Annotated in this window: 20 protein-coding genes, 4 tRNA genes and 1 pseudogene; 2 read left to right on the top strand and 23 right to left on the bottom strand. The window is 70.8% G+C overall.

All coding sequences use genetic code 11. The annotated features are described in order from the left end of the window. Positions 1-281 precede the first annotated feature (281 nt). The 20 genes from AB0I11_RS06490 to AB0I11_RS06585 all read right to left on the bottom strand — a co-directional run bounded on the left by AB0I11_RS06490 (position 282) and on the right by AB0I11_RS06585 (position 20292). Positions 282-662, bottom strand: coding sequence for a hypothetical protein (locus AB0I11_RS06490; RefSeq protein ID WP_357314470.1), 381 nt, complete (start codon positions 660-662; stop codon positions 282-284). Between the two features lie 809 nt (positions 663-1471). Continuing rightward, the gene (locus AB0I11_RS06495; protein ID WP_357314324.1) at positions 1472-1840 is read right to left on the bottom strand and encodes a hypothetical protein; all 369 of its coding nucleotides are present in this window, start codon (positions 1838-1840) and stop codon (positions 1472-1474) included. 156 nt (positions 1841-1996) lie between these two features. Continuing rightward, complete coding sequence (locus tag AB0I11_RS06500) at positions 1997-5884, bottom strand: DNA-directed RNA polymerase subunit beta' (RefSeq protein ID WP_357314326.1); 3888 nt, start codon at positions 5882-5884, stop codon at positions 1997-1999. A gap of 82 nt (positions 5885-5966) precedes the next feature. Continuing rightward, positions 5967-9398 carry a DNA-directed RNA polymerase subunit beta gene (locus tag AB0I11_RS06505; protein WP_357314329.1) on the bottom strand — a complete coding sequence of 1144 codons (3432 nt, stop codon included), beginning with the start codon at positions 9396-9398 and terminating at the stop codon, positions 5967-5969. Positions 9399-9971: 573 nt separating this feature from the next. Further along, a complete protein-coding gene (gene rplL, locus AB0I11_RS06510) occupies positions 9972-10358 on the bottom strand; it encodes a 50S ribosomal protein L7/L12 (RefSeq protein ID WP_357314331.1) in 387 nt (128 codons plus the stop codon). Positions 10359-10412: 54 nt separating this feature from the next. Beyond that, entirely contained in the window at positions 10413-10958 is a 546-nt protein-coding gene (gene rplJ, locus AB0I11_RS06515) for a 50S ribosomal protein L10 (protein ID WP_357314333.1), read from the bottom strand. Between the two features lie 426 nt (positions 10959-11384). Then, positions 11385-12074 (bottom strand): hypothetical protein, encoded by a 690-nt coding sequence (locus AB0I11_RS06520; protein ID WP_357314335.1) that lies wholly within the window; start codon positions 12072-12074, stop codon positions 11385-11387. Then, a complete protein-coding gene (locus tag AB0I11_RS06525) occupies positions 12071-12925 on the bottom strand; it encodes an ABC transporter ATP-binding protein (RefSeq protein ID WP_357314336.1) in 855 nt (284 codons plus the stop codon). The genes AB0I11_RS06520 and AB0I11_RS06525 overlap by 4 nt, the downstream gene beginning before the upstream one ends. A gap of 80 nt (positions 12926-13005) precedes the next feature. Beyond that, positions 13006-13722: a 50S ribosomal protein L1 gene (gene rplA, locus AB0I11_RS06530; RefSeq protein ID WP_357314339.1), complete on the bottom strand. Its 717-nt coding sequence runs from the start codon at positions 13720-13722 to the stop codon at positions 13006-13008. An 82-nt stretch (positions 13723-13804) separates the two neighbouring features. Beyond that, complete coding sequence (rplK, locus tag AB0I11_RS06535) at positions 13805-14236, bottom strand: 50S ribosomal protein L11 (RefSeq protein WP_357314341.1); 432 nt, start codon at positions 14234-14236, stop codon at positions 13805-13807. A 184-nt stretch (positions 14237-14420) separates the two neighbouring features. Next, positions 14421-15143, bottom strand: a complete 723-nt coding sequence (nusG, locus tag AB0I11_RS06540) for a transcription termination/antitermination protein NusG (RefSeq protein WP_357314343.1) — start codon at positions 15141-15143, stop codon at positions 14421-14423. A 35-nt stretch (positions 15144-15178) separates the two neighbouring features. After that, positions 15179-15586 (bottom strand): preprotein translocase subunit SecE, encoded by a 408-nt coding sequence (gene secE, locus AB0I11_RS06545; protein WP_357314345.1) that lies wholly within the window; start codon positions 15584-15586, stop codon positions 15179-15181. A 215-nt stretch (positions 15587-15801) separates the two neighbouring features. Continuing rightward, positions 15802-15874 (bottom strand) — tRNA-Trp (locus tag AB0I11_RS06550). A 128-nt stretch (positions 15875-16002) separates the two neighbouring features. After that, entirely contained in the window at positions 16003-16395 is a 393-nt protein-coding gene (locus AB0I11_RS06555) for a MaoC family dehydratase (RefSeq protein WP_357314349.1), read from the bottom strand. 3 nt (positions 16396-16398) lie between these two features. Continuing rightward, a complete protein-coding gene (locus AB0I11_RS06560; RefSeq protein ID WP_357314352.1) occupies positions 16399-16845 on the bottom strand; it encodes a MaoC family dehydratase N-terminal domain-containing protein in 447 nt (148 codons plus the stop codon). A 122-nt stretch (positions 16846-16967) separates the two neighbouring features. After that, positions 16968-17135: a 50S ribosomal protein L33 gene (gene rpmG / locus AB0I11_RS06565; RefSeq protein ID WP_013288652.1), complete on the bottom strand. Its 168-nt coding sequence runs from the start codon at positions 17133-17135 to the stop codon at positions 16968-16970. 133 nt (positions 17136-17268) lie between these two features. Continuing rightward, a tRNA-Met gene (locus tag AB0I11_RS06570) sits at positions 17269-17341 on the bottom strand. A gap of 25 nt (positions 17342-17366) precedes the next feature. Then, positions 17367-17439, bottom strand: a tRNA-Thr gene (locus AB0I11_RS06575). Between the two features lie 95 nt (positions 17440-17534). After that, a complete protein-coding gene (locus tag AB0I11_RS06580) occupies positions 17535-20063 on the bottom strand; it encodes an EAL domain-containing protein (protein WP_357314356.1) in 2529 nt (842 codons plus the stop codon). Positions 20064-20124: 61 nt separating this feature from the next. Further along, entirely contained in the window at positions 20125-20292 is a 168-nt protein-coding gene (locus AB0I11_RS06585) for a hypothetical protein (protein WP_357314358.1), read from the bottom strand. A gap of 457 nt (positions 20293-20749) precedes the next feature. Between AB0I11_RS06585 and AB0I11_RS06590 the strand changes: the two genes are divergently transcribed. Continuing rightward, positions 20750-21193, top strand: coding sequence for a DUF5990 family protein (locus AB0I11_RS06590; protein WP_357314360.1), 444 nt, complete (start codon positions 20750-20752; stop codon positions 21191-21193). Positions 21194-21279: 86 nt separating this feature from the next. On the opposite strand, the pseudogene AB0I11_RS06595 reads toward AB0I11_RS06590, so the two are convergent. From AB0I11_RS06595 to AB0I11_RS06605, 3 genes and pseudogenes are all read right to left on the bottom strand, one after another. Continuing rightward, a pseudogene (locus tag AB0I11_RS06595) lies at positions 21280-21629 on the bottom strand (DoxX family protein); the annotation flags it as partial. A gap of 136 nt (positions 21630-21765) precedes the next feature. Next, positions 21766-22410 carry a hypothetical protein gene (locus AB0I11_RS06600; protein WP_357314363.1) on the bottom strand — a complete coding sequence of 215 codons (645 nt, stop codon included), beginning with the start codon at positions 22408-22410 and terminating at the stop codon, positions 21766-21768. 731 nt (positions 22411-23141) lie between these two features. Further along, positions 23142-23225: transfer RNA gene (locus tag AB0I11_RS06605), tRNA-Tyr, on the bottom strand. Positions 23226-23371: 146 nt separating this feature from the next. On the opposite strand from AB0I11_RS06605, the gene AB0I11_RS06610 reads away from it, so the two are divergent. Then, entirely contained in the window at positions 23372-23866 is a 495-nt protein-coding gene (locus AB0I11_RS06610; protein ID WP_357314364.1) for a YajQ family cyclic di-GMP-binding protein, read from the top strand. Positions 23867-23888: the final 22 nt, after the last annotated feature.

A 23888-nucleotide genomic window follows, 5' to 3' on the forward strand; every position in this document is an offset into this window, starting at 1 on the left:
ACCGGTTCCGGCGCACGCACGCATTGCCCGGGCTTGCCCGGGCACAAGGGGAAAGAGTACCTACCACAGCCGCGCAGGTCAAAACGGAGCGGCCCGGGAGAGCTGCGTCGCAGCCCCGGCCGATCGTCTCGTGCCTGCCCGCCCACGATGGGCACCTACAGTCACCAGTGTACCGGCTTCGGCCGTGGCCGGCCCGGCAGCCCTGCTTCCGCCCGCGCAGCGACCCGCCGGCCACCGGCGTCACACCTGTTCACCCCCGCCACCGGACGGCCGGCAACCGATCAGGTGATCTGCACCACCAACGCCACCGCCAGCCCCAGCAGGCTCAGCAGCAGGCCCACCGCCCCACACACCAGGCCCGCCACGGCCAGGCCACGGCCGGCGAAGCGGACTGCCGGCGGCGGTGCCGGGCGCCGGATCTGCCGGCGGGCCAGCAGCCCCGCGACCACCGCGCCGGTCCCGGCGAGCCCGCCGAGCAGGGTGAACGCCCCCGCCGCCCAGGCGCCGCCGTAGTTCGGCCCGGCGATCCCGAAGCAGAACACCAGCAGCGAGACCAGGATCGAGGCGATCCCGGCGGTCAGCGCCCCGACGGCCAGCCCGGAGGTCACCGGGGGCACGTCGAGGTGGACCACGCCGAACGGGGTGCCCGGCACCGGATCCACCCGCTTCGGCGGGCGGGAAGCCTCCCGCGGGGGCGGCGGCACCGCGGCCGGCCGGGGTCCCATGGGTGGCGGGCCACCCCAGCCACCGCCGACCGGCGCGCTCCCCCGGTCCGCCCACCCACCGCCGGACGCCGGCGGACTTCCCTGGTACGCCCCGGACGGCGACTGCCCGCCGGGATGCGCGCCGGGCGCCGCCGGATACGGGTGCCCCCCGGGGCCTGCCGGACTTCCCGGGTACCCCCCGGGCGCCGTCCAGCCGGGCGGCGTCAAGCCGGGGTGCGGCCCGGGTCCGGCGGCCGGGCCGGGGCCGAGGTGATGCGGCGGGACCCCGGGCGGCGACGGCACGGCGCTCGGTGGCGGGGCCGGCGGGTTCGGCGGGTACGGCCCGGCATTCGACGACGGGACCGGCGGGTACGGCCCGGCATTCGACGACGGGACCGGCGGGTACGGCCCGGCGGGCGGCCAGGGCCCGGCCGACCCGGGCTGCGGGGTGACCGGCGACGGGTCGTACCCCGTCGGGGTGGCCATGCGGGTGTCCGGCCCCTGCTCGGACCCGGCCCCCGGCGGCGCCCACGGGCTGGCGGCCGGAGACGTGCCGGCGGCCGCCGAGCCGGCCGGGTCGGCGCCCGGCGGCGGCGCGGCGTCCGGTCCGGCGCCGGACCGGGTCGGGTCGCCTCCCGGCGGTGGGGCCGGTTCGGTCACGGGGTCCTCCTGTCGATGTGACTCACCCGCCACGGGGGCGGACACGGGCCAGGCTACCGTCGCGCGTGCCGCGGGCGGGGCCGGGCGCGGGACGCTCCCCCGCGCGATCAGTCGACGTTCGGGGCGTAGTCGTGACCGAAGGGGGTGCCGGCGAGCCGGAGCACCCCGATCACCAGCGCCGCCACCACCGCGGCGGCGGCCAGCACCAGGCCGGTCCACGCCAGCCGCTCCCCCCGGCGCAGCCGGTCCCCGCCGGTGAGGAAACCGCCCGAGGCGTACGCCTCCCGACGGGCCTGCCGGGCCAGGATGAGCGCGATGGTCGACGGCACCACGCCACCGATGAAGAACCCGGTCAGCGCTCCGATCAGCCCGAGGGCGAAGACCGCGCGGGCCTTCGTCGACCGGACCGGCTCAGGGTCGAGCGGATGGCGCGGCCCCTGCTGGGCGACGGGCACCTGCCCGGGCGCGGTCGTCATGCCCACCATCATGCACCGGCGTGGCCGCGCCCGGTCCCGCCGACGCACGGACCGGCGCCGGCACCGCGGCGCTCGAGAGACTTCTCTTCATATGGGGCACCCGGATACGCGACGAGGCCCCCGGCAGACGCCGGGGGCCTCGTCGTTTCCTACTGCTTAGCGGTACGACCCGAAGTCGAAGTCGTCCAGCGGCACCGCCTGGCCGCTGGCCGGTCCGAAGCCGTAGTCGGTCTCCGGGTAGCCGGTCATCGAGTAGACCTTGGCCTTCGCCTCCTCGGTCGGCTCGACCCGGACGTTGCGGTACTTGCTGATGCCCGTACCGGCCGGGATGAGCTTACCGATGATCACGTTCTCCTTGAGGCCGATCAGCGAGTCGCTGCGGGCGTGGATCGCCGCGTCCGTCAGCACCCGGGTGGTCTCCTGGAAGGAGGCCGCCGACAGCCAGGAGTCCGTGGCCAGCGAGGCCTTGGTGATACCCATCAGCACCGGGCGACCCGCGGCGGGCTCGCCGCCCTCGGAGACGAGCCGGCGGTTCTCCGACTCGAACAGCGCCCGGTCGACCAGCACACCCGGCAGGAACTCGGTCGAGCCGGAGTCGATGACCGTAACCCGCTTGAGCATCTGGCGGATGATGATCTCGATGTGCTTGTCGTGGATGAGCACACCCTGCGAGCGGTAGACCTCCTGGACCTCCTGGGTCAGGTGGACCTGGACCGCGCGCGGGCCGAGGATGCGCAGCAGCTCGTGCGGGTCGATGGTGCCCTCGGTGAGCTTCTCGCCGACCTCGACGTGGTCGCCGTCGTGGGCCCGCAGCTTCACCCGCTTCGAGATCTTGTCGTACACGATCTCGTCGCTGCCGTCGTCCGGGATCACCACGATCTTCCGGGACCGCTCGCCGTCCTCGATCCGGATCCGGCCCGGGGTGTCGGCGATGGGCGCCTTACCCTTCGGGACCCGGGCCTCGAAGATCTCCTGGACCCGGGGCAGACCCTGGGTGATGTCCTCACCCGCGACACCACCGGTGTGGAAGGTACGCATCGTCAGCTGCGTACCCGGCTCACCGATGGACTGGGCGGCGATGATGCCGACGGCCTCACCGATGTCGACCGACTTGCCGGTCGGCAGCGAACGGCCGTAGCAGGCCGCGCAGACGCCCAGCTTCGACTCGCAGGTGAGCACGCTGCGCACCCGGACGGTCTCCACCCCGGCGGCGACGATCTTGTCGACGCCGATCGAGTTGATGTCCTGACCCCGCTCGGCGACCACGGTGCCGTCCGGCCCCTTGATGTCGTCGGCCAGGGTCCGGGCGTGCACGCTGGTCTCGGCGTGCGTGTGCACGACCAGCTTGCCGTCGATCCGCTCGCCGATCTGCATCGGGATGGCGCGGTCGGTGCCGCAGTCCTCCTCGCGGATGATGACGTCCTGCGACACGTCCACCAGACGCCGGGTCAGGTAACCCGAGTCGGCGGTCCGCAGCGCGGTGTCGGCGAGACCCTTGCGGGCGCCGTGCGTGGAGATGAAGTACTCCAGCACGGAGAGACCCTCGCGGTACGACGCCTTGATCGGGCGCGGGATGATCTCGCCCTTGGGGTTGGCCACCAGACCACGGATCGCCGCGATCTGCCGGAGCTGGAGCAGGTTACCGCGGGCACCCGAGTTGATCATCTTCCACAGCGGGTTCTCCTGCGGCAGCGCGGTGTCCATCTCCTTGGCGACCTCGTTGGTCGCCTTGGTCCAGATCTCGATGAGTTCGCCGCGACGCTCCTCGGCGGTCATCAGACCACGCTGGTACTGCTTGTCGATCCGGTCGGCCTCCGCCTCGTACCGGGCCAGGATCTCCGCCTTGCGCGGCGGCGCGATGACGTCCTCCATGCCGATGGTGACGCCGGACCAGGTGGCCCAGTGGAAGCCGGCCTCCTTGAGCCCGTCCAGGGTGGCCGCGAGGGCCACCTTCGGGAAGCGCTCGGCGAGGTCGTTGACGATCGCGGAGAGCTGACCCTTGCGGATCTCGTAGTTCACGAAGCGGTAGCCCGGGGGCAGCGTCTCGTTGAACAGGACCCGGCCCAGGGTGGTCTCCACCGTGACCGTGTCGCCCTCGGTCCAGCCCTCCGGCGCGACCCACGGCTCGGCGCCGGCGCCGTTGTCGACCCCGACGACGTCCCGCAGCCGGATCTTGACCGGGGTCTGCAGGTGCAGCTCGCCGTTGTCGTACGCCATCCGCGCCTCGGCGTCCGAGCTGAACGCCCGGCCCTCGCCCTTGCCCCCCGGAGTGAGGTGGGTGAGGTGGTACAGGCCGATGACCATGTCCTGGGTGGGCATGGTGACCGGCTTGCCGTCGGCCGGCTTGAGGATGTTGTTCGACGACAGCATCAGGATCCGCGCCTCGGCCTGGGCCTCGGCGGACAGCGGCACGTGGACCGCCATCTGGTCACCGTCGAAGTCGGCGTTGAACGCGGTGCAGACCAGCGGGTGGATCTGGATGGCCTTGCCCTCGACCAGCTGCGGCTCGAACGCCTGGATACCCAGTCGGTGCAGGGTCGGCGCCCGGTTCAGCAGGACCGGGTGCTCGCCGATGACCTCTTCCAGCACGTCCCACACGACCGGCCGCTGCCGCTCGACCATCCGCTTGGCGGACTTGATGTTCTGCGCGTGGTTGAGGTCGACCAGCCGCTTCATCACGAACGGCTTGAACAGCTCCAGCGCCATCTGCTTGGGCAGGCCGCACTGGTGCAGCTTGAGCTTCGGGCCGACCACGATGACCGAACGGCCCGAGTAGTCGACGCGCTTGCCCAGCAGGTTCTGGCGGAACCGGCCCTGCTTGCCCTTGAGCATGTCGGAGAGCGACTTCAGCGGCCGGTTACCCGGACCGGTGACCGGACGACCGCGACGACCGTTGTCGAACAGCGCGTCGACGGCCTCCTGGAGCATCCGCTTCTCGTTGTTGACGATGATCTCGGGCGCGCCGAGGTCGATCAGCCGCTTGAGCCGGTTGTTCCGGTTGATCACACGGCGGTACAGGTCGTTCAGGTCGGAGGTCGCGAAGCGGCCACCGTCGAGCTGCACCATCGGGCGCAGGTCCGGCGGGATGACCGGGACGCAGTCCAGCACCATGCCGAGCGGCGAGTTGCGGGTGTTCTGGAACGCCGCCACGACCTTCAGTCGCTTGAGCGCCCGGATCTTCCGCTGGCCCTTGCCGGAACGGATGGTCTCGCGCAGGCTCTCGGCCTCGGCGTCGAGGTCCATGTTCTGGACCAGCGCCTTGATCGCCTCGGCGCCCATGCTGCCGGTGAAGTACTCGCCGAAGCGGTCGCGCAGCTCGCGGTAGAGCAGCTCGTCGGTGACCAACTGCTTCGGCTCGAGCTTGCGGAAGGTGTCGAGGACCTCGTCGAGCCGGTCGATCTCGCGCTGGGCCCGGTCGCGGATCTGGCGCATCTCGCGCTCTCCGCCCTCCTTGACCTTGCGCCGGACGTCCGCCTTCGCGCCCTCGGCCTCCAGCTCGGCCAGGTCGGCCTCGAGCTTGGCGGCCCGCTTCTCGATCTCCGAGTCGCGGCTGTTCTCGGCCTGCCGCTTCTCGGCCAGGATCTCGTTCTCGATGGTCGAGAGGTCGCGGTGACGCGCCTCGGCGTCCACGCTCGTCACGACGTACGAGGCGAAGTAGATGATCTTCTCGAGGTCCTTGGGGGCGAGGTCCAGCAGGTAGCCCAGCCGGCTCGGCACGCCCTTGAAGTACCAGATGTGGGTCACCGGAGCGGCCAGCTCGATGTGACCCATCCGCTCCCGGCGAACCTTGGAGCGGGTCACCTCGACGCCGCAGCGCTCGCAGATGATGCCCTTGAAGCGGACCCGCTTGTACTTACCGCAGTAGCACTCCCAGTCCCGCTGCGGACCGAAGATCTTCTCGCAGAAGAGCCCGTCCTTCTCCGGCTTGAGGGTGCGGTAGTTGATGGTCTCGGGCTTCTTGACCTCGCCGTGGGACCACTGACGGATGTCGTCAGCGGTGGCGAGGCCGATGCGCAGCTCGTCGAAGAAGTTGACGTCGAGCACTATGTCCCCTATGTCGTCGTCTGTACTGCCTAGCTAACGGGCGGGGTCGGGGGCCGGCGAACCGGCCCCCGAACCACCAACCTCAGACCTCTTCGACCGAGCTCGGCTCGCGCCGGGACAGGTCGATGCCCAGCTCCTCCGCCGCCCGGAACACCTCGTCGTCGGTCTCGCGCATCTCCAGGGCCACGCCGTCGCTGGAGAGCACCTCGACGTTGAGGCACAGCGACTGCAGCTCCTTGAGCAGCACCTTGAACGACTCCGGGATGCCCGGCTCGGGGATGTTCTCGCCCTTGACGATCGCCTCGTAGACCTTCACCCGGCCGAGGACGTCATCGGACTTGATGGTCAGCAGCTCCTGCAGGGCGTAGGCGGCGCCGTACGCCTGCATGGCCCAGCACTCCATCTCGCCGAAGCGCTGGCCACCGAACTGCGCCTTACCACCCAGCGGCTGCTGCGTGATCATCGAGTACGGGCCGGTCGACCGGGCGTGGATCTTGTCGTCGACCAGGTGGTTGAGCTTGAGGATGTAGACGTAGCCGACCGCGATCGGATCCGGCAGCGGCTCGCCGGAGCGACCGTCGAACAGCTGCGCCTTGCCGGTACGCCCGATCAGCTGCTTGCCGTCCCGGTTGGGCAGGGTCGACTCGAGCAGACCGGAGATCTCCTCCTCGCGGGCACCGTCGAAGACCGGGGTGGCCACGTTGGTGTCCGGCTCGGACTCGTGCGCGTTGATCGAGCGGAGCTGGCGCTTCCACTCGGCGTCGTCGCCGTCCACGCTCCAGCCGGTCTTGGCCACCCACCCGAGGTGGGTCTCCAGGACCTGACCGATGTTCATCCGGGACGGCACACCGAGCGGGTTCAGCACGATGTCGACCGGGGTGCCGTCCTCCAGGAACGGCATGTCCTCGATCGGCAGGATCTTGGAGATGACGCCCTTGTTGCCGTGCCGGCCCGCGAGCTTGTCACCGTCCTGGATCTTGCGCTTCTGCGCCACGTAGACCCGGACCAGCTCGTTCACGCCCGGGGGCAGCTCGTCGCCGTCCTCGCGGGAGAAGGTACGCACACCGATGACCGTGCCGGTCTCGCCGTGCGGCACCTTCAGCGAGGTGTCCCGGACCTCGCGCGCCTTCTCGCCGAAGATCGCGCGGAGCAGCCGCTCCTCCGGGGTCAGCTCGGTCTCGCCCTTGGGCGTGACCTTGCCGACCAGGATGTCGCCGGGGACGACCTCGGCGCCGATCCGGATGATGCCGCGCTCGTCGAGGTCGGCGAGCATCTCCTCGCTGACGTTCGGGATGTCCCGGGTGATCTCCTCCGGGCCGAGCTTGGTGTCCCGCGCGTCGACCTCGTGCTCCTCGATGTGGATCGAGGTGAGCACGTCCTGCTGCACGAGGCGCTGCGACAGGATGATCGCGTCCTCGTAGTTGTGGCCCTCCCAGCACATGAACGCCACGAGCAGGTTGCGCCCGAGCGCCATCTCGCCCTCGTCGGTGCACGGACCGTCGGCGATGACCTGGCCGGCCTCGACGCGGTCGCCCTCGAAGACGACCGGCTTCTGGTTGACGCAGGAGCCGGCGTTGGAGCGGCGGAACTTGTGCAGCAGGTACGTCCGGCGGTGGCCGTCGTCCTGGTGGACGGTGATGTAGTCCGCGCACAGGTCCTCGACCACACCGCCGACCTCGGCGACGACCACGTCGCCGGCGTCCACGGCCGCGCGGTACTCCATGCCCGTGCCGACCAGCGGCGACTCGGCCTTGACCAGCGGCACCGCCTGGCGCTGCATGTTCGCGCCCATCAGCGCGCGGTTGGCGTCGTCGTGCTCGAGGAACGGAATCATCGCGGTCGCGACCGAGGTCATCTGGCGCGGCGAGACGTCCATGTAGTCCACGGCGCCGGGCGCGACGTCCTCGGTCTCGCCGCCCTTACGGCGGACGAGCACGCGGTCCTCGGCGAACGTGCCGTCGGACTTCAGCGGGGCATTGGCCTGCGCCTTGACGAACCGGTCCTCCTCGTCCGCGGTCAGGTAGTCGATCTGGTCGGTGACCCGACCGTCGATGACCTTCCGGTACGGCGTCTCGATGAAGCCGAACGGGTTGACCCGGGCGAAGGTGGAGAGCGCGCCGATCAGACCGATGTTCGGGCCTTCCGGCGTCTCGATCGGGCACATCCGCCCGTAGTGGGACGGGTGCACGTCCCGGACCTCGAAGCCGGCCCGCTCCCGGGACAGACCACCCGGGCCGAGCGCGCTCAGCCGGCGCCGGTGGGTCAGGCCCGCCAGCGGGTTGGTCTGGTCCATGAACTGGGACAGCTGCGACGTGCCGAAGAACTCCTTGATCGCCGCCACCACCGGGCGGATGTTGATCAGGGTCTGCGGCGTGATCGCCTCGACGTCCTGGGTGGTCATCCGCTCGCGGACGACCCGCTCCATCCGGGACAGGCCGACCCGGACCTGGTTCTGGATCAGCTCGCCCACGGTCCGCAGGCGCCGGTTGCCGAAGTGGTCGATGTCGTCGGCCTCGTAGCCCTCCTCACCGGCGTGCAGCCGGCAGAGGTATTCCACGGTGGCGACGATGTCGTCCTCGGTCAGCGTGCCGGTGGTGATCGGCACGTCCAGCTCGAGCTTCTTGTTGAACTTGTACCGACCGACCTTGGCGACGTCGTACCTCTTCGGGTTGAAGAAGAGGTTGTCGAGCAGGGTCTGGGCGTTCTCGCGGGTCGGCGGCTCGCCCGGACGGAGCTTGCGGTAGATGTCCAGCAGCGCCTCGTCCTGCCCGGCGATGTGGTCCTTCTCCAGGGTGGTCATCATGAGCTCGGACCAGCCGAACTTCTCGCGGATCCGCTCCGCGGACCACCCGATGGCCTTGAGCAGGACGGTAACGGCCTGCCGGCGCTTGCGGTCGATGCGGACGCCGACCGTGTCGCGCTTGTCGATGTCGAACTCCAGCCAGGCACCCCGACTCGGGATGACCTTGACGCTGGAGAGGTCGCGGTCGGAGGTCTTGTCCGGCTGCTTGTCGAAGTAGACGCCCGGCGAGCGGACGAGCTGGCTGACCACGACGCGCTCGGTGCCGTTGATGATGAAGGTGCCCTTCGGCGTCATCATCGGGAAGTCACCCATGAACACCGTCTGGCTCTTGATCTCGCCAGTGGTGTTGTTGGTGAACTCCGCGGTCACGAACAGCGGGGCGCAGTAGGTCAGGTCCTTCTCCTTGCACTCCTCGATCGAGGCCTTGACCTCGTCGAAGCGCGGCGCCGAGAAGGAAAGCGACATGGTGCCAGAAAAGTCCTCAATGGGACTGATCTCGTCGAGGATTTCCGCGAGACCCGAGCGTGCGTGCGGGTCGTCCGCCGACCGGCCCTGCCAAGCCTCGTTGCCGACGAGCCAGTCGAAGGACTCGTTCTGAATGGCGAGGAGGTTGGGGACCTCGAGGTGTTCGGTGATCCGACCGAAAGAAACTCGGCGGGGCGCGAATGCGCTCGACGTACGACTGGTCTTCGCAGGGCGGGAAGCTGCCAAGATGCGTCCTTCCGAGGACCGGTGCTGCAGAACGGCTGGTACGCGTGCACTCCAATGACCCCACCAGAAATAGCCGGAATCGGACATTTCTGAGCAGGGGTCAAGACGGAAGGCAGCGCAAACTAGCAGTGTAGCCGAGAGGCTAACCGCTGTCCAGCCCACCCCGCAGGTCGTCGCGGAACTTGCCTCGGGACCTGCGGAAAACAGGTCAACCGGGCCGCTCGGAACGCGACGCTCCTGCCGGGCCGCTCAGGTGTCACGGCGGTGGTGCTGCCGCTCCTCTTACCCAAGTGGTGGCCGTTGCAAGCGCGGAAGGTCTTGCTGGTGTCAGCGTGCCTGTCGGGCCGGTGCCGCGTCAAGGGCCGGTTACCGCTCGGGGTGTCTTTCCCACCGTCGGGCTACCGGCACCCCACCCGGCCCGCCCCCGGCGACCGGCGCGTCCGCCCTGCTCACGCCGCTGCCACCGGTACCACCAACACGGCGGGCGGCGATCCGCTTCCGGATCGCCGCCCGCCGCGACGCTGTTGTGCCCCGGCTCACGTGAGCCGGACGCGCGTCAGGGGTGGTGCAAGGTCACTTGAGGGTGACCTTGGCACCCTCGCCCTCGAGCTTGGCCTTGGCCTTCTCGGCGGTCTCCTTGTTGGCCTTCTCCAGGACGGCCTTCGGAGCGGCCTCGACCAGGTCCTTGGCCTCCTTGAGGCCCAGGCCGGTCAGCTCGCGCACGACCTTGATGACCTGGATCTTCTTGCCACCGTCGGCGTCGAGGATGACGTCGAACTCGTCCTTCTCCGGCTCGGCCTCGGCGGCCGGGGCACCCGGGACGGCGGCGCCGGCGACGGCGACCGGAGCGGCGGCGGTGACCTCGAAGGTGTCCTCGAACTGCTTCACGAACTCCGAGAGCTCGATCAGCGTCATCTCCTTGAACGCGTCGAGCAGCTCTTCGGTGCTGAGCTTCGCCATGTCTGGCGTCCTTTCCTGAATGATTAACTAAGAACGTGGGTGCGCCGCGGAGCCTCAGGCCGCCTCGGCGCCCTCCTTCTCGCGCTTGTCCGCCAGGGCGGCCGCCGCACGGGCGGCCTTGGAGAGCGGAGCCTGGAACAGGGCCGCGGCCTTGCTCAGGTTGCCCTTCATGGCGCCGGCCAGCTTGGCCAGCAGCACCTCACGGGACTCCAGGTCGGCGAGCTTCGTGACCTCGGCCGCGGAAATGGCCTTGCCCTCGAAGACACCGCCCTTGATGACGAGCTTCGGGTTGGCCTTCGCGAAGTCGCGAAGCCCCTTCGCCGCCTCGACGACGTCGCCCGAAACGAAAGTCAGCGCGGTAGGACCGGTGAACAGCTCGTCGAGGCCGGAGATGCCCGCATCGGTCGCAGCACGCTTGGCCAGCGTGTTCTTCGCGACCGTGTAGCTGGTCTCCTTGCCGAGCGAGCGCCGCAGCTGAGTGAGCTGCGAAACCGTGAGCCCGCGGTACTCGGTCAGCACGGTGGCTCCCGCGTTGCGGAAGCTCTCGGTCAGCTCGGCGACGGCCGTGGCCTTGTCGGCCCGGATCGGCTTGTCCGCCATGTCCCTCCTCTCTCGTTGCTCGGAGCTGGTACGCCGGCGACGAGCGAAGGCTCGCGACGGCGGCGGAGGCATCACGACAACGAGAAAAGCCCCGGCGCAGGGCGCACGGGGCGAGGGCCGGCATCAGGATCACGGTCGGCGGACCGTGGACCACACCGATTTTCGCTTGCCGCCCTGCGCGGGTCGCCCGTCATCGCGGGACCTTCGACCGTGCCGAGGCACGGTGACCAGCGGTCTTTGGGTGGAACTACGGCACAAGGTTACGCGACCGCCGGTCGAGCGCCAAATCGGCCCCCGCGTGCGCCCGGTCACCCCGGCCGGCCGTGACCGACTCGGGCTGCGGCAAACCGGGCCTACCCGCCGCCCGGAAGCCCCAACCTGCCGCAACCGGAGTCGATCAGCACCGAGACCGGGGCGGGTACGGGGTCAGGCGCGGGAGCGTCTGGCCCAGGCGTAGCCGGTGAGCGTCACGGCGGACCAGGCCACGGCCCAGCCGCTGAGCAGCAGTCCGGTGGCCGGCTCCAGGTGGCCGGCCAGCGCCCGGGCGGCCGGCAGCAGCGGCGGCACCAGCCAGGGCACCACCGAGCCGGACAGGCCCAGAACCAGCACGCCGACGGCGCCCAGGGCGAGCACGGCGACGCCGTACCCGGCGGTGCGGGTGACCGCCCGGCTGGCCAGGGCGCCCAGCGCCACCGCCCCGGGCAGGGCCAGCAGGTGCGCCCAGAGGCCGAGGAGCACCCCGGCCAGCACCGACCGGTCCCCCGGCGCGGCCGGCCCGGCCACCCCGCCGACCAGCCACGGCAGGACCAGCGCGACCGCCACCGTGCCCAGCGCGGCCACGGCCGCCGCGAGCAGGCCGGCGGCCCGCTCCCGGGTCGGCCCCAGCACCACCTGGGCCAGCCGGCGCTGCACGTCCGGCTCCACGTCCAGCAGGATCTTGGTCTGCCAGGCCAGCACCGGGAAGAGCACCACCGCCGAGACGCCGTACGCCTCCGCCGGCTGGGCCCGGCCGCCGCCGTAGAGGACGCCGAGGGCCAGCAGGCCGGCCAGCGCGGGAGCCAGCGCCCGGCCGGTACGCAGGAAGCCGGCCAGCCGCAGCCGGACCAGCGCGATCACCGGGTCACCTCCGGCGCCGGACCAGCGCTGCCGGCCACCGAGCCGTCCGGGTGCTCCGCGGTGGGCGGGGGCGGGTCGGCCGGCGAGGGCGACCCGGGTCGGGTGGCCGGGGGCGGGACGGGGTGGTCGCGTACCCGCAGGACGTGGTGGCCGTCGGCGCGCAACCGGGCGACGGCGGCGGCGACGGCGGCGGCCGGGACCGCCAGCTCGACCACCGCGAGGGCCGGGCCCCCGGTCAGCGGCTGCTCGGTCACGGTGCCGCCGGCGACCGACCACTGCCGGGCTCCCGGCAGCCGCACGGTCTCGCCGCGGTGGTCGCTGACCAGCACCGCACCGCCGCCGGCGAGCACCTCCTCGATCACCTCCGGCACCAGGTCGCGGGCGGCCGCGTCCAGCCCCTCCCAGGGTTCGTCGAGGACGAGCAGGCCGGGTGGGCGCAGCAGGGCCTGGGCCAGGCCCACCTTCTGTGCGGTGCCCTTGGACAGCTGCGGCAGCCGGACGTCGTGGAACCGGCCCAGCCCGAGCCGGTCGACCCAGCGCCGGACCGCCCGGTCGGCCTCCGGGCCGGGCAGGCCGGCGACCCGGCCCATCGCGGCGAGGTACGCCCCGGCGGTGAACGGCTGGTCGGCGGGGAACCGCTCGGGCACCCAGCCGACCACCGGGGGTCGGTCGACGACCCGGCCCCGGCTGGGTCGGAGCACGCCCGCGGCGAGTTGCAGCAGGGTGGACTTGCCGACTCCGTTGCGGCCGAGCACGACCGCCACCTCACCCGGTTCGATCCGCACGTCGATCTCCCGCAGCACCCACGGACCGCGCCGGTGGTACCGCAGCCAGACGTCCTCCAGCCGCATGCGCCGAGCCTGCCACACCGGACAGACGGACGGGGCCCCGCCACCGGCGTGGTGGCGGGGCCCCGTCAGGGCAGTGGTGCTCAGGCCTCGGCCTGACCGTCCTGCAGGTTCTTCACGACCTTCGGGTCGACCGGGACGCCCGGGCCCATGGTGGTGGTGAGGGTGACCTTCTTGAGGTACGTGCCCTTGGCCGCGGACGGCTTCGAGCGGAGCACCTCGTCCAGCACCGCCGCGTAGTTGTCGACCAGCTGCGACTCGGAGAACGAGGCCTTGCCGATGATCAGGTGAAGGTTCGAGTGCTTGTCCACCCGGAAGGTGATCTTGCCGCCCTTGATGTCCGAGACGGCCTTGGTGACGTCCATGGTCACCGTGCCGGTCTTCGGGTTCGGCATCAGGCCGCGCGGGCCCAGGATCCGCGCGATCCGGCCGATCTTGGCCATCTGGTCCGGGGTGGCGATCGCCGCGTCGAAGTCCAGCCAACCGCCCTGGATACGGGCGACCAGCTCGTCGGTGCCCACCTCGTCCGCACCGGCGGCGGCGGCCTCCTCGGCCTTCGCGCCGGCGGCGAAGACGATCACGCGGGCGGTCTTACCGGTGCCGTGCGGCAGGTTGACCGTGCCGCGGACCATCTGGTCCGCCTTGCGGGGGTCGACGCCGAGGCGCATCGCGACCTCGACCGTGGCGTCGAACTTGACGTTGGTGTTCTCCTTGGCGAGCTTGACGGCCTCGGCGGGAGAGTAGAGCTTCGACCGGTCGATGACCTCGGCGGCCTTGCGGTAGCTCTTGCTGCGCTGCATTTCTGGTTACTCCTGTGGTCTCTGGCGGGCCGCGGTCACCGCGCGCCCTCCCACGTACTGATCAGGGAAGTGCTGACCGACGTCAGTCGTTGACGATGATGCCCATCGACCGGGCGGTCCCGGCGATGATCTTCGCAGCCTGGTCGATGTCGTTGGCGTTGAGGTCGACCATCTTCTGCTCGGCGATCTCACGCACCTGGGTCATGGACACGGAGCCGACCTTGTCCTTCTGCGGGACGCCGGAGCCCTTCTCCACACCGGCGGCCTTGAGCAGCAGCCGGGCGGCGGGCGGGGTCTTCAGGACGAAGGTGAAGGTCCGGTCCTCGTAGACGCTGATCTCGGCGGGGACGATGTCGCCCCGCTGCGACTCGGTCTGCGCGTTGTAGGACTTGCAGAACTCCATGATGTTCACGCCGTGCTGGCCGAGCGCCGGGCCGACCGGCGGCGCCGGGGTCGCCTGGCCCGCCTTCAGCTGAAGCGTGAAAGTCTTGACGAGCTTCTTCTTCGGAGGCATGTCTCTTCCTGGGGCTTGGAACCGGGATTTTCGGCGGTCCGCGGGCACGCACGGTCAGCGCGTGCGGACAGCCGACGTTCTAGGGTAGCGCAGCCTTCCGCCGCCCTCTCGGCCGAGGTCCGTCGGGGCGGCGAAACAGCGCACCGGCGGCGGGCCGGAGCCCACCGCCGGTGCGGCCGTCACGTCAGATCTTGGCGACCTGGTTGAAGTTCAGCTCGACCGGGGTCTCCCGGCCGAAGATCGACACCAGCACCTTGAGCTTCTGCTGGTCGGCGTTGATCTCGCTGATCGTCGCCGGCAGCGAGGCGAAGGCACCGTCGGTGACGGTGACCGAGTCGCCGACCTCGAAGTCGAGGACCTTGACCTCGGGCTTGGCCTTCTTCTGCTCGGTCTCCACCGCCGGGGCCAGCCACTTGAGCACCTCGTCGAGGCTGAGCGGCGCCGGGCGGTCGGCCCGGTCGGTCGCCCCGACGAAGCCGGTCACGCCCGGGGTGTTCCGGACGCAGGAGTAGGACTCGGCGGTCAGCTCCATCCGGACCAGGATGTAGCCCGGGAAGACCTTCGCCTGGACCTGCGACCGCTTGCCGTTCTTGACCTCGACCTCTTCCCGGGTCGGCACCTCGACCTGGTAGATGAACTCCTCCATGTCGAGGGAGGTGATCCGGGTCTCGAGGTTGGTCTTGACCTTGTTCTCGTAGCCGGCGTAGGAGTGCACCACGTACCAGTCGCCGGGGGCGTAGCGCAGCTTCTGGCGCAGCTCGGCGACCGGGTCGAAGTCCTCGTCGGGGGCGGGCTCGGTGGTCGGGAATTCCGGCTCGCTGGCGGCCTCGACCGACTCGTCATTGGCCGCCGTCGCCACCGTGGACTGCTCGTCCGGGGTCTCGGCGGTCTCGTCGTACTCAGGCACGCTCGCTCACTTCCGTCACTATCGCTGTTGGCCCGTCAGCTGTTGTTGCCGAAGACGAACAGCACCGCCTTTGCGAAGCCGAAGTCCAGGCCGGCCACGATCGCCAGCATCACCGCGACGAAGGTGACCACCACTGCCGTGTAGGTCAACAGCTCCTTGCGGGTCGGCCAGATGACCTTACGCAGCTCAGCCACGACCTCGCGGAAGAAACGCGCGATGCGGGCGAAGAGCCCGATCCGCTCGGTGTCCTTCCGGGTCTTCCGACCCTCGGTCGACTCCGCGCGAGCCCGCTTGCGGGTGGCGGTGCCACCCCGGGAAACCGGCTCCTCCGCTTCGGTGGCGTCGTCGTCGGCCACGCCGTCGTCGGCCACGCCGTCGACGGTCGCGTCGTCGTCCAGACGCTCGTCGCCGGCGTCCTCGCCGCGCCGCTTGCTCTCGGCCACTTCGCCCTCCGTGCGGGATATTGGGTCGCACGCCGATGGGCGTGCGCGGCGTGTGGTCACGCCGGCCGGACCAACCGTCCCGCGACGGGCCGCGGCCGGCGGACCGACCGGGAGGGCCCCGAATGCCTCGGGAACCACCCCGCCGGTGCCACCACCACGGGCCGGACGCCGCCATCTGGGCGGCGCGACCCACGGGAACGGTCAGGCCTGAGGCGCAGGGGTGACAGGACTTGAACCTGCAGCCTGCGGTTTTGGAGACCGCTGCTCTGCCAATTGAGCTACACCCCTGTGCGGCGACGTTCGCCCCACCCGAGCACACAGTGCCGAGCAGGGGTCACTTGCCCCACGGCGGACCAGTGTACGGGTAGTCGTGCGACTTTCCCAACCGGTCTGCCCCATGCAGATCGACGGGCCGGTCAGCGCGCTAACCGGACGGTCGCCCGAGCCTGCGACAGCACCTTCTCGCCGAGGCAGGTCGCGGTCACGTCAAGCCTGGTCAGGCCGTCCTCGGTGACCTCCTTGACCACCGCGTTGACCTCGATCTCGGTGCCCTCGTCGGTGTCCGGGACGACCACCGGGCGGGTGAACCGGACCCCGAAGTCGACCACCGCGTCCGGCGAGCCGGCCCAGGCGGTGACCGCCCGGCCGACCAGCGCCATGGTGAACATGCCGTGCGCGATCACGCCGGGCAGGCCCACCTTGGTGGCGGTGCGGTCGCTCCAGTGGATCGGGTTGAAGTCCCCCGAGGCGCCGGCGTAGCGGACCAGGTCGGCCCGGGTCACCCGGAAGGTCTGGGTGGGCAGTTCCATGGCTCAGGCCTCCCCGCGTACGACGATCTTGAACCAGACGGCGACCACCGGGTCGCCGGCGGTCGTGCTCACGTCGGTGCGGGTGGTCAGGAAGCCGTGCCCGCCCCGGTTGATGATCTCCTCGATGGTGCTCACGCAGACCAGCTCGTCCCCCGCCACCACCGGCCGGGTGTACGCGAAGCGCTGGTCGCCGTGCACCACCCGGCTGTAGTCGACGCCCAGCGCCGGATCCTCGATGATCTGCCGGTTGGCGGCCATGCTGAGGACCATCGGGAAGGTGGGCGGGGCCACCACGTCGGGGTGCCCGAGCGCCCGGGCCGCCGCCGGGTCGTGGTAGGCCGCGTCGGTGGCCCCGATGGCGGTGGCGAACTCGCGGATCTTTTCTCGGCCCACCTGGTAGGGGGCGGTCGGCGGATAGCTCCGGCCGACGAAGGACGGGTCCAGGGACATGCCGCGAACCTACACGGAAAGCACGAACGCCGATCCGTACGGTCGGCCGGCGCGGGGGCCGCCTTCCGTGCGGATCGGCGTTCGGGATGCTGGGGGACCGGGCCGGCCGAGCCGGCCGCGGATCAGCGGGTCTCGCGGTGCACGGTGTGCTTGCCGTCCCGGGGGCAGAACTTCTTCAGCTCGATGCGGTCCGGGTCGTTACGACGGTTCTTGCGCGTGATGTAGTTGCGCTCCTTGCACTCCACACACGCCAGAGTGATCTTCGGCCGGACATCGGTCGCCTTCGCCACGGCGGAGTGCCTTCCTCGCTAACGGGTAACAACTACGGCGCATCAGCCTACGCGCTGATGACGCAGACATGCAAAGTGGGCGCCTGTGGCGCCCATCCCACCGGCCACCGGGCGTCAGCCCGGAGGACGAGAGTAGCGGTGGCCGGACTTGAACCGGCGACACAGCGATTATGAGCCGCTTGCTCTGCCATCTGAGCTACACCGCCGTGGCGGGTCCAGCCGGACCCTCTGAGCCCCCTTACGGAATCGAACCGTAGACCTTCTCCTTACCATGGAGACGCTCTGCCGACTGAGCTAAGGGGGCCTGCCCGATCACCCGTGGGGTGTCGCGCAGAGGAAACAGTACACGACCCCGCCGCCGAGGTGAAATCGGATCCCCCCTGACCCTATCCGCCCAGCTCAGGGCACGACACGCAGGCGCGGCAGCTCGCCGGCGGAGATCGTCTCGGGGTCGACCTGGGCGCCGAACCAGGCCTCCAACCGCTCGTACGGCAGTGGCCGGCTGAACAGGAAGCCCTGGCCGATCTCGCAGCCGATGTCCTGGAGCAGCTCCAGGGTCAACTCGCTCTCCACGCCCTCGGCCACCACGGTGAGGCCGAACTGCTGGGAGAGGGTCACCACGGCGTTCACGATCGCCAGGTCGCCGGGATCGGTCGCCATCCCCTGCACGAAGGAGCGGTCGACCTTGACCTCGTCCACCGGCAGCCGGCGCAGCTGGGCCAGCGAGGAGCGGCCGGTGCCGAAGTCGTCCACCGAGAGCCGGACCCCGAGGTCGCGCAGGCGCAACAGGGTCGGTATCGGGCGTTCGGTGCCGTCCAGCACGCCGGCCTCGGTGATCTCCAGGGTGAGCCGCTGCGCCGGTACGCCGTACTCGTCGAGCAGGTCCTGCACCAGGGCCGGGAAGTGCTGGTCGGTGAGGGTACGCGCGGCGAGGTTCACCGCGACGGCCAGCGGCTGCTCGCCGTGCGACCAGTCCCGGCTGCGCCGCAGGCTCTCCCGGAGCACGAACTCGGTGAGCCGCCCGAGCTGGCCGGTGTGCTCGGCCACCGCGACGAAGTCCTCCGGGGCCACCGTGCCGTGCGCGGGGTGCTCCCAGCGGGCCAGGCACTCGACCCCGACCAGCCGCCGGTCCCGCAGCGTCACCTTCGGCTGGAAGTAGACCTCCAGCTCGCCGTCGTCCAGGGCGCGGCGCAGATCGGCGGCGAGGCCGAGCCGGCGCAGCGAGCGCGACTCCAGCGCGGGGTTGTAGAGCTGGACGCTGCCGGGGACCGACTTGGCCGCGGTCGCCGCCAGGTCGACCCGCTGGAGCAGGGTCACCGCGTCGCTGCCGTGGTCCGGGTGCACGGCCACCCCCACGGCGGTGTCCACGTCCAGCGTGAGCGCGTCGAAGACCATCTCGTCGCGGATCTGCTCCCGCAGTTGCCCGGCCAGTTCCAGCGCCGCGTCGGCGCTCTCCAGCCGGAGCGTCACCAGGAACTCGTCGCCGCCGGCGCGGCCGACCAGCGCCGAGGAGGGCACGCAGGCGCGCAGCCGCTCGGCCACCTCGACCAGGACCTTGTCCCCGGCCGCGTGGCCCAGCGACTCGTTGACCTGGCGCAGCCGGTCCACGTCGAAGAGCAGCAGGGCCACCACCTCGCCCGGTGCCGCGATCTTGACCGCCTCCACCACCGCCGCGGTGACCCGCCGCCGGTTGGGCAGCTTGGTGAGCGCGTCGTGGTTGGCGTCGTGCCGCAGCCGGTCGACCAGCCGGGAATTCTCCAGGGCGACGGCGGCGTGCGCGGCGACCGTCTCGAAGACGGGGATGTCGCTGGGCGCGAAGTGGCCGACGTCGCTGAGCCGGTTGGCCACCTCCAGGGTGCCGATCACCGCCTGCCCGGAGCGCAGCGGCACCACGATGGCGTCCTTGACCTTCGCCTCGTTGGCCGCCCGGCGCTGGCCGGGCTCGACGCCGAACACCCGGCCGACGGCCACCGTGCGGCCTTCCTTCGCGGCGGACTCCCGCAGCGCGGCCGGCGTGTGGACCACGTCCAGCAGACCCGGGTCGTCGACCCGAGCGGTGAGCAGCACCTCGGGGTGCCGGCCCTGCGCCGGCAACCAGAGGGTGGCGTACTCGGCCTGCATCAGCCCGCGCACCCGGCCCAGCAGCGCGTCCACCAGCGTGCCGTCCTGGCCACGCTCCCCGATCGCCCGGGTCAGGTCGTACATCTGGGACAGGGTGCGGTGCTGGCGGAAGAACTGGGCGTAGGACCGGTAGACGAGGACGAGCGCCGCCGCCAGCGCGCCGACCAGCACCAGCGACCACCACGTGGTGCGGACCGCGATCAGGATCATCAGGCCGATCGAGGCGTTGATCGCGGCGGTGAGCAGGGCGGGCGGAGCCGAGCGGAGCGCGTCCCGCCCGGCGTGCCAGCTCTGCAGGAGAGTGTGGACACCGACGACGGCGGCGAGGCTCACCACGATCACCGAAGCCACCCCGGTGAACAGGATCAGCCAGGTGCCCGGGCCCACCCCGCGCATCGGCGGCAGGCCCTGGAGCACGAGCACCGCGAGCGAGGTGCCGGCCGCCGCCTTGGCCACGTTGAACCAGAACTTGGCCGGCGCGAAGCGGTGCCGGGTCTGGGTGAGCATCGACGCGATGGTGTAGATCACCACCACGGTCAGCGGCGGCAGCAGGAAGAGCGCCAGGACGAGCGGAATCTCGGTCAGCGTCACGCCGAAGGACTGGCGCCGGATCACGAAGTTGAGCACGGGCATGCCGACGCACACCATGGCGACCAGCAGCGCTGCCGCCAGCGGCCAGTGGCCGAAGACCGGGTCGGCGATCAGCCCGGTGATGGTGGCGCAGACGATCGCGAGCATGGCCAGCGGTGCCGTGATGAACCAGGCGTGATCGGTCGATCTGCGCCACGCGCGTCCACGCCGGGCCATGGGACTCCTACTGGCTGAGGTGTACCGACTCCTGCCCCCGTCAGGTCTGTCCTCGCGTCGGTCAGAGCCCGTCGTCGGCGGATGAATTGGGGCCGAGCGTCCAGATGATGTCCTGGGCCTGATAGTCGTGGACGGCGCCGATCACCGCGCCGGCGTTGAACGCAATCGCCGCCGCGGCCGCGATCGCGAGGAGCGAGCCAAGCAGTCGGCCCAACCTTCGACCAGACATGATTGCTCCTGTCGAGGAAGTCTCATAGGGGTTGGAGGTGCCACGATCCTGCCACACAGGGCAGGGGCAGGAAAGCCGAGACGGCGCCCACGGCACGACTAGCCGCCAGGTTCCGCCGTTCGGCCCAGGCCTCACCATCTCGTCGTGTCAGCTAGCCTGCCGGGCGGGCCAGCGCGGCCGACCTCACCAACCGCTCAATCTCACCAACACCGCAAAACCGGTGAGATCACCTTGGGTCCGACCAACGGGACGCCGGTCCATGGCCCCGCGAGGCGACCCATCGACCACCATAACTCACCTGGCGTAGCGGGCAAGGCCGGGGTCCGTGAATGACTCGTAACTGACAGTCCGCGACGCGAGTCGGCCGCCCGCTCCGCCCGTCTCCCGCGGCCGAGGCGGTCGCCGGGTGGTGTCGCCGGTCTCCCGGGCCGCGCCCCTGCCGGCCTAGAGTCGGGGCATGCGGATCCGGCTCGAGGGCGAGGACCTGCCGGGGCGGCGCGCCGGCGCCGAGGCCGACCGGCTGCGGCTCGGCAACGTACAGGTGGGCGTGCAGCGCAGGGCCGAGGTGGTCGAGCGGGTACCGGCAGACGCGCCGGAGGCGACCTGGCGGTTCGAGGTCACCAGCCGCGAGGTCGACGGGCTGCTGGACGTGGGCGGGCCGTGGGTGCACGGCCGCCCCGGCGCGCGATTCCTCTACCTGAGCTGGGGTGCCGTGACCGACGACCGGTTCGACATGTTCCGGCGGGCGAAGCTGCTGTTCGGCGACGTACCGACGGAACTGCTGCGCGCCGCGCACGACGGGGCGGGGACGCTGGTCGGCCGGCTCCGGCTGACCGACGCCGACGGCGGCCCGGTCTGCGCCCGGGTCCGCCCGCCCGACATCACCTGGTCCGTGCAGTGACGCCGCGCGGCAGGTCCGTGCCGCGCGTACCCCCGATCCGGTCGTCGGTCCTCCACCCCGCCGGCCGGCCCGGCTGACCACCAACGGTGCTGGGCGAGATGCACCACCAACGCGGCCACCGCGGAGGCGAAGAACACCGCCCAGCCCGCCAGCTGGCGGGAGCCCACCCGCAGGTGGGCCGGGAGGGCGCCGACGAAGTACAGCACGAGGCCGGCGGCGGCGAGCGTCCCCAGCAGCGGCGCGGCGAACCCGGCCAGCAGCCCCAGCGCGCCGGCCGCCAGCAGCGTGCCCAGCACCGGCACCCACGACCGGAGTACGCGCTTCAGGTCCGCCCGGGCCTTCGGATAGTCGTGGCCGATCAGGTAGGTGACGGCCGCGATGCCATTGAGGACAGGACCGAGCCGAGGATGGTGACCGTGACGTATGCGGCGAACATGAAGCCTCCCGGTTGACTGCCGCAAGGACGAGCCAGCCCGCCAGGTGTGACGGTCCGTCGTCGACCGGGATGACCGCGAGCACCAGCCGGTGAACCGTCAGCGGCGTCTCTGGGCATCGTGGGGGCGGGCCGCTGCCTACCCTTGGAGCCGCTGCGCCCAGTACACCTGCCCGTCCGGGCCCAGGTAGGCCAGGGCCAGCAGCAGGTCGGCCAGCGCAACCGGCGCGCTGACCACCGGCAGCTCCGGATCCGGCTCCGCCACGTACGGAAAGAGCGCGACGAACGTGAGCGGTGAGGCCTTCTCGTCAGACACGTACAGTCTGTTGCCGTTGCTCCGCCACTCGTTCTCCCCCACCCGGACATCACCCGCGCCGTGCAGCCAGGAATAGCGCTCCACGATCCGGTTCTCGACGCCCGCGCTCCCGACGCCGACGGCCCTCTCCTGCGGCGCCGGCACGCCGAAGACCTCCGGCTTGCGGTCGGTGCGCTTGTCGATGAGGAAGACCGCGAAATAGCCGCCGTCGAGCGGCTCGGGCGGGGCCTGCCAGGAGACCCGGCCGAGCACCAACTGATCTCGTCCGGAGGCGAACGGGGCGTGCGCCTCCTCGCCGAGCGCGGCCTGAGCCTCCGCATAGGTCACGAGGCTGAGCGACGACGTGAGAGCCAGCGCCTCCGGCCCGTACGGCGGATGGTTGTGCCACCAGCGCCAGGCCCCGACGGCCACCACCGTCAGGACGGCCGCCGAGATGACCGCCACCGAACGAGTCCACCGCCACGTCATGCGCGACATCGAACCACGCGACCACCACCTGCCCGCACCCGTGGAAGGCGCGGGCGGTCCGGTCCGGCCGGGCATCCGCCGGGGCAGGGCGATCCGGGTTCAGCGGTATCGGCGACGGGTACCGGTGAGGCGTCGGTCAGCCGTCCATAGGGGACCTCGAAATGATCACTCTCGCCGCCCGCTCTCCGATGCCGGCACCCGTCATGGTCGCGTTCTTTGTCCTGGTAGTGGTGGCCCTGGTCGCCATCATGTACCTGCGCAGCCGCCGCTGACCGTCCGCCGGCCCGGTCCCGGTACGGGGGCCGGGCCGGCGGGCGGCGGCGTCGACATCGGGTTTGGGGCGACCCCAGCGGCCGACCACGGCCGCGCCGCCGGTTCGGCGGACCGGTTCGGTGGCGAGCAGCCGGCCGGAATTCGATGCCGATGGCAGCGTCGATCTCGGCGATGGACGCGAACGTGTGGCCGGGCGGGACGTTGCCCGCGTACGCGGTGATGAACGCCGGCCTGGCTTCAGACGCTCGCCCTTGCGCCGCGAGGTTCGGCGTCGGTCACCGCGGAGCGAAACAGCGGCACGTCCTTGCCCAGATCGTCGAGGGTCGCCGTTGATCGAGACAGTGCGCTCGACAACCCGATCAGGTGACATGGCCAGCGAGATCGAGCGGGTTGGAGTTGGACTCACGAAAGCGGCCCCTGACCGGCGTTTTCGCTGGTCAGGGGCCGCTTTATGCACCTGGTGGCGGGTAGAGGATTCGAACCTCTGTAGCTTTCGCGACGGATTTACAGTCCGCTCCCATTGGCCGCTCGGGCAACCCGCCAGGGCACACCACCGCGTCGCAACGCGGCGGCGGAAGCAAGGATAGCGGTTGTCCCCCGGGCCGCCGCAAGCGGGTACCGTCAGGGGGTCCCACCCGGTCAGGGTGGGATGGAACAGGACAGACCGCCGGACAGCAGGAGCATGAGCATGGCAGCGAACCCGTCCTTCGACATCGTGAGCAAGGTCGACCGGCAGGAGGTCGACAACGCCGTCCGCCAGACGGAGAAGGAGCTCGCGACGCGGTTCGACTTCCGCGGGACGGGTGCGGAGATCTCCTGGTCGGGCGAGGAGGCGATCAGCCTCCAGGCGGAGACCGAGGAGCGCGTCCGGGCCGCGCTGGAGGTCTTCAAGGAGAAGCTGATCAAGCGGAACATCTCCCTCAAGTCGCTGGACGCCGGCGACCCGCGTTCCTCCGGCAAGATCTTCAAGGTCGACGCCAAGGTGATCCAGGGCATCGACTCGGACAAGGCCAAGGCGATCAGCAAGAAGATCCGCGACGAGGGCCCCAAGGGCGTCCAGGCGCAGATCCAGGGCGACCAACTCCGGGTCACCGGCAAGAAGAAGGACGACCTGCAGGCCGTCATCGCGCTGCTCAAGGGTGAGGACTTCGGCGTCGCCCTGCAGTTCACCAACTACCGGTAAGTCGGCTCCGGCCGGCCTCAGG

Source organism: Micromonospora sp. NPDC050495 (genome assembly GCF_040655175.1).
Lineage (GTDB): Bacteria > Actinomycetota > Actinomycetes > Mycobacteriales > Micromonosporaceae > Micromonospora.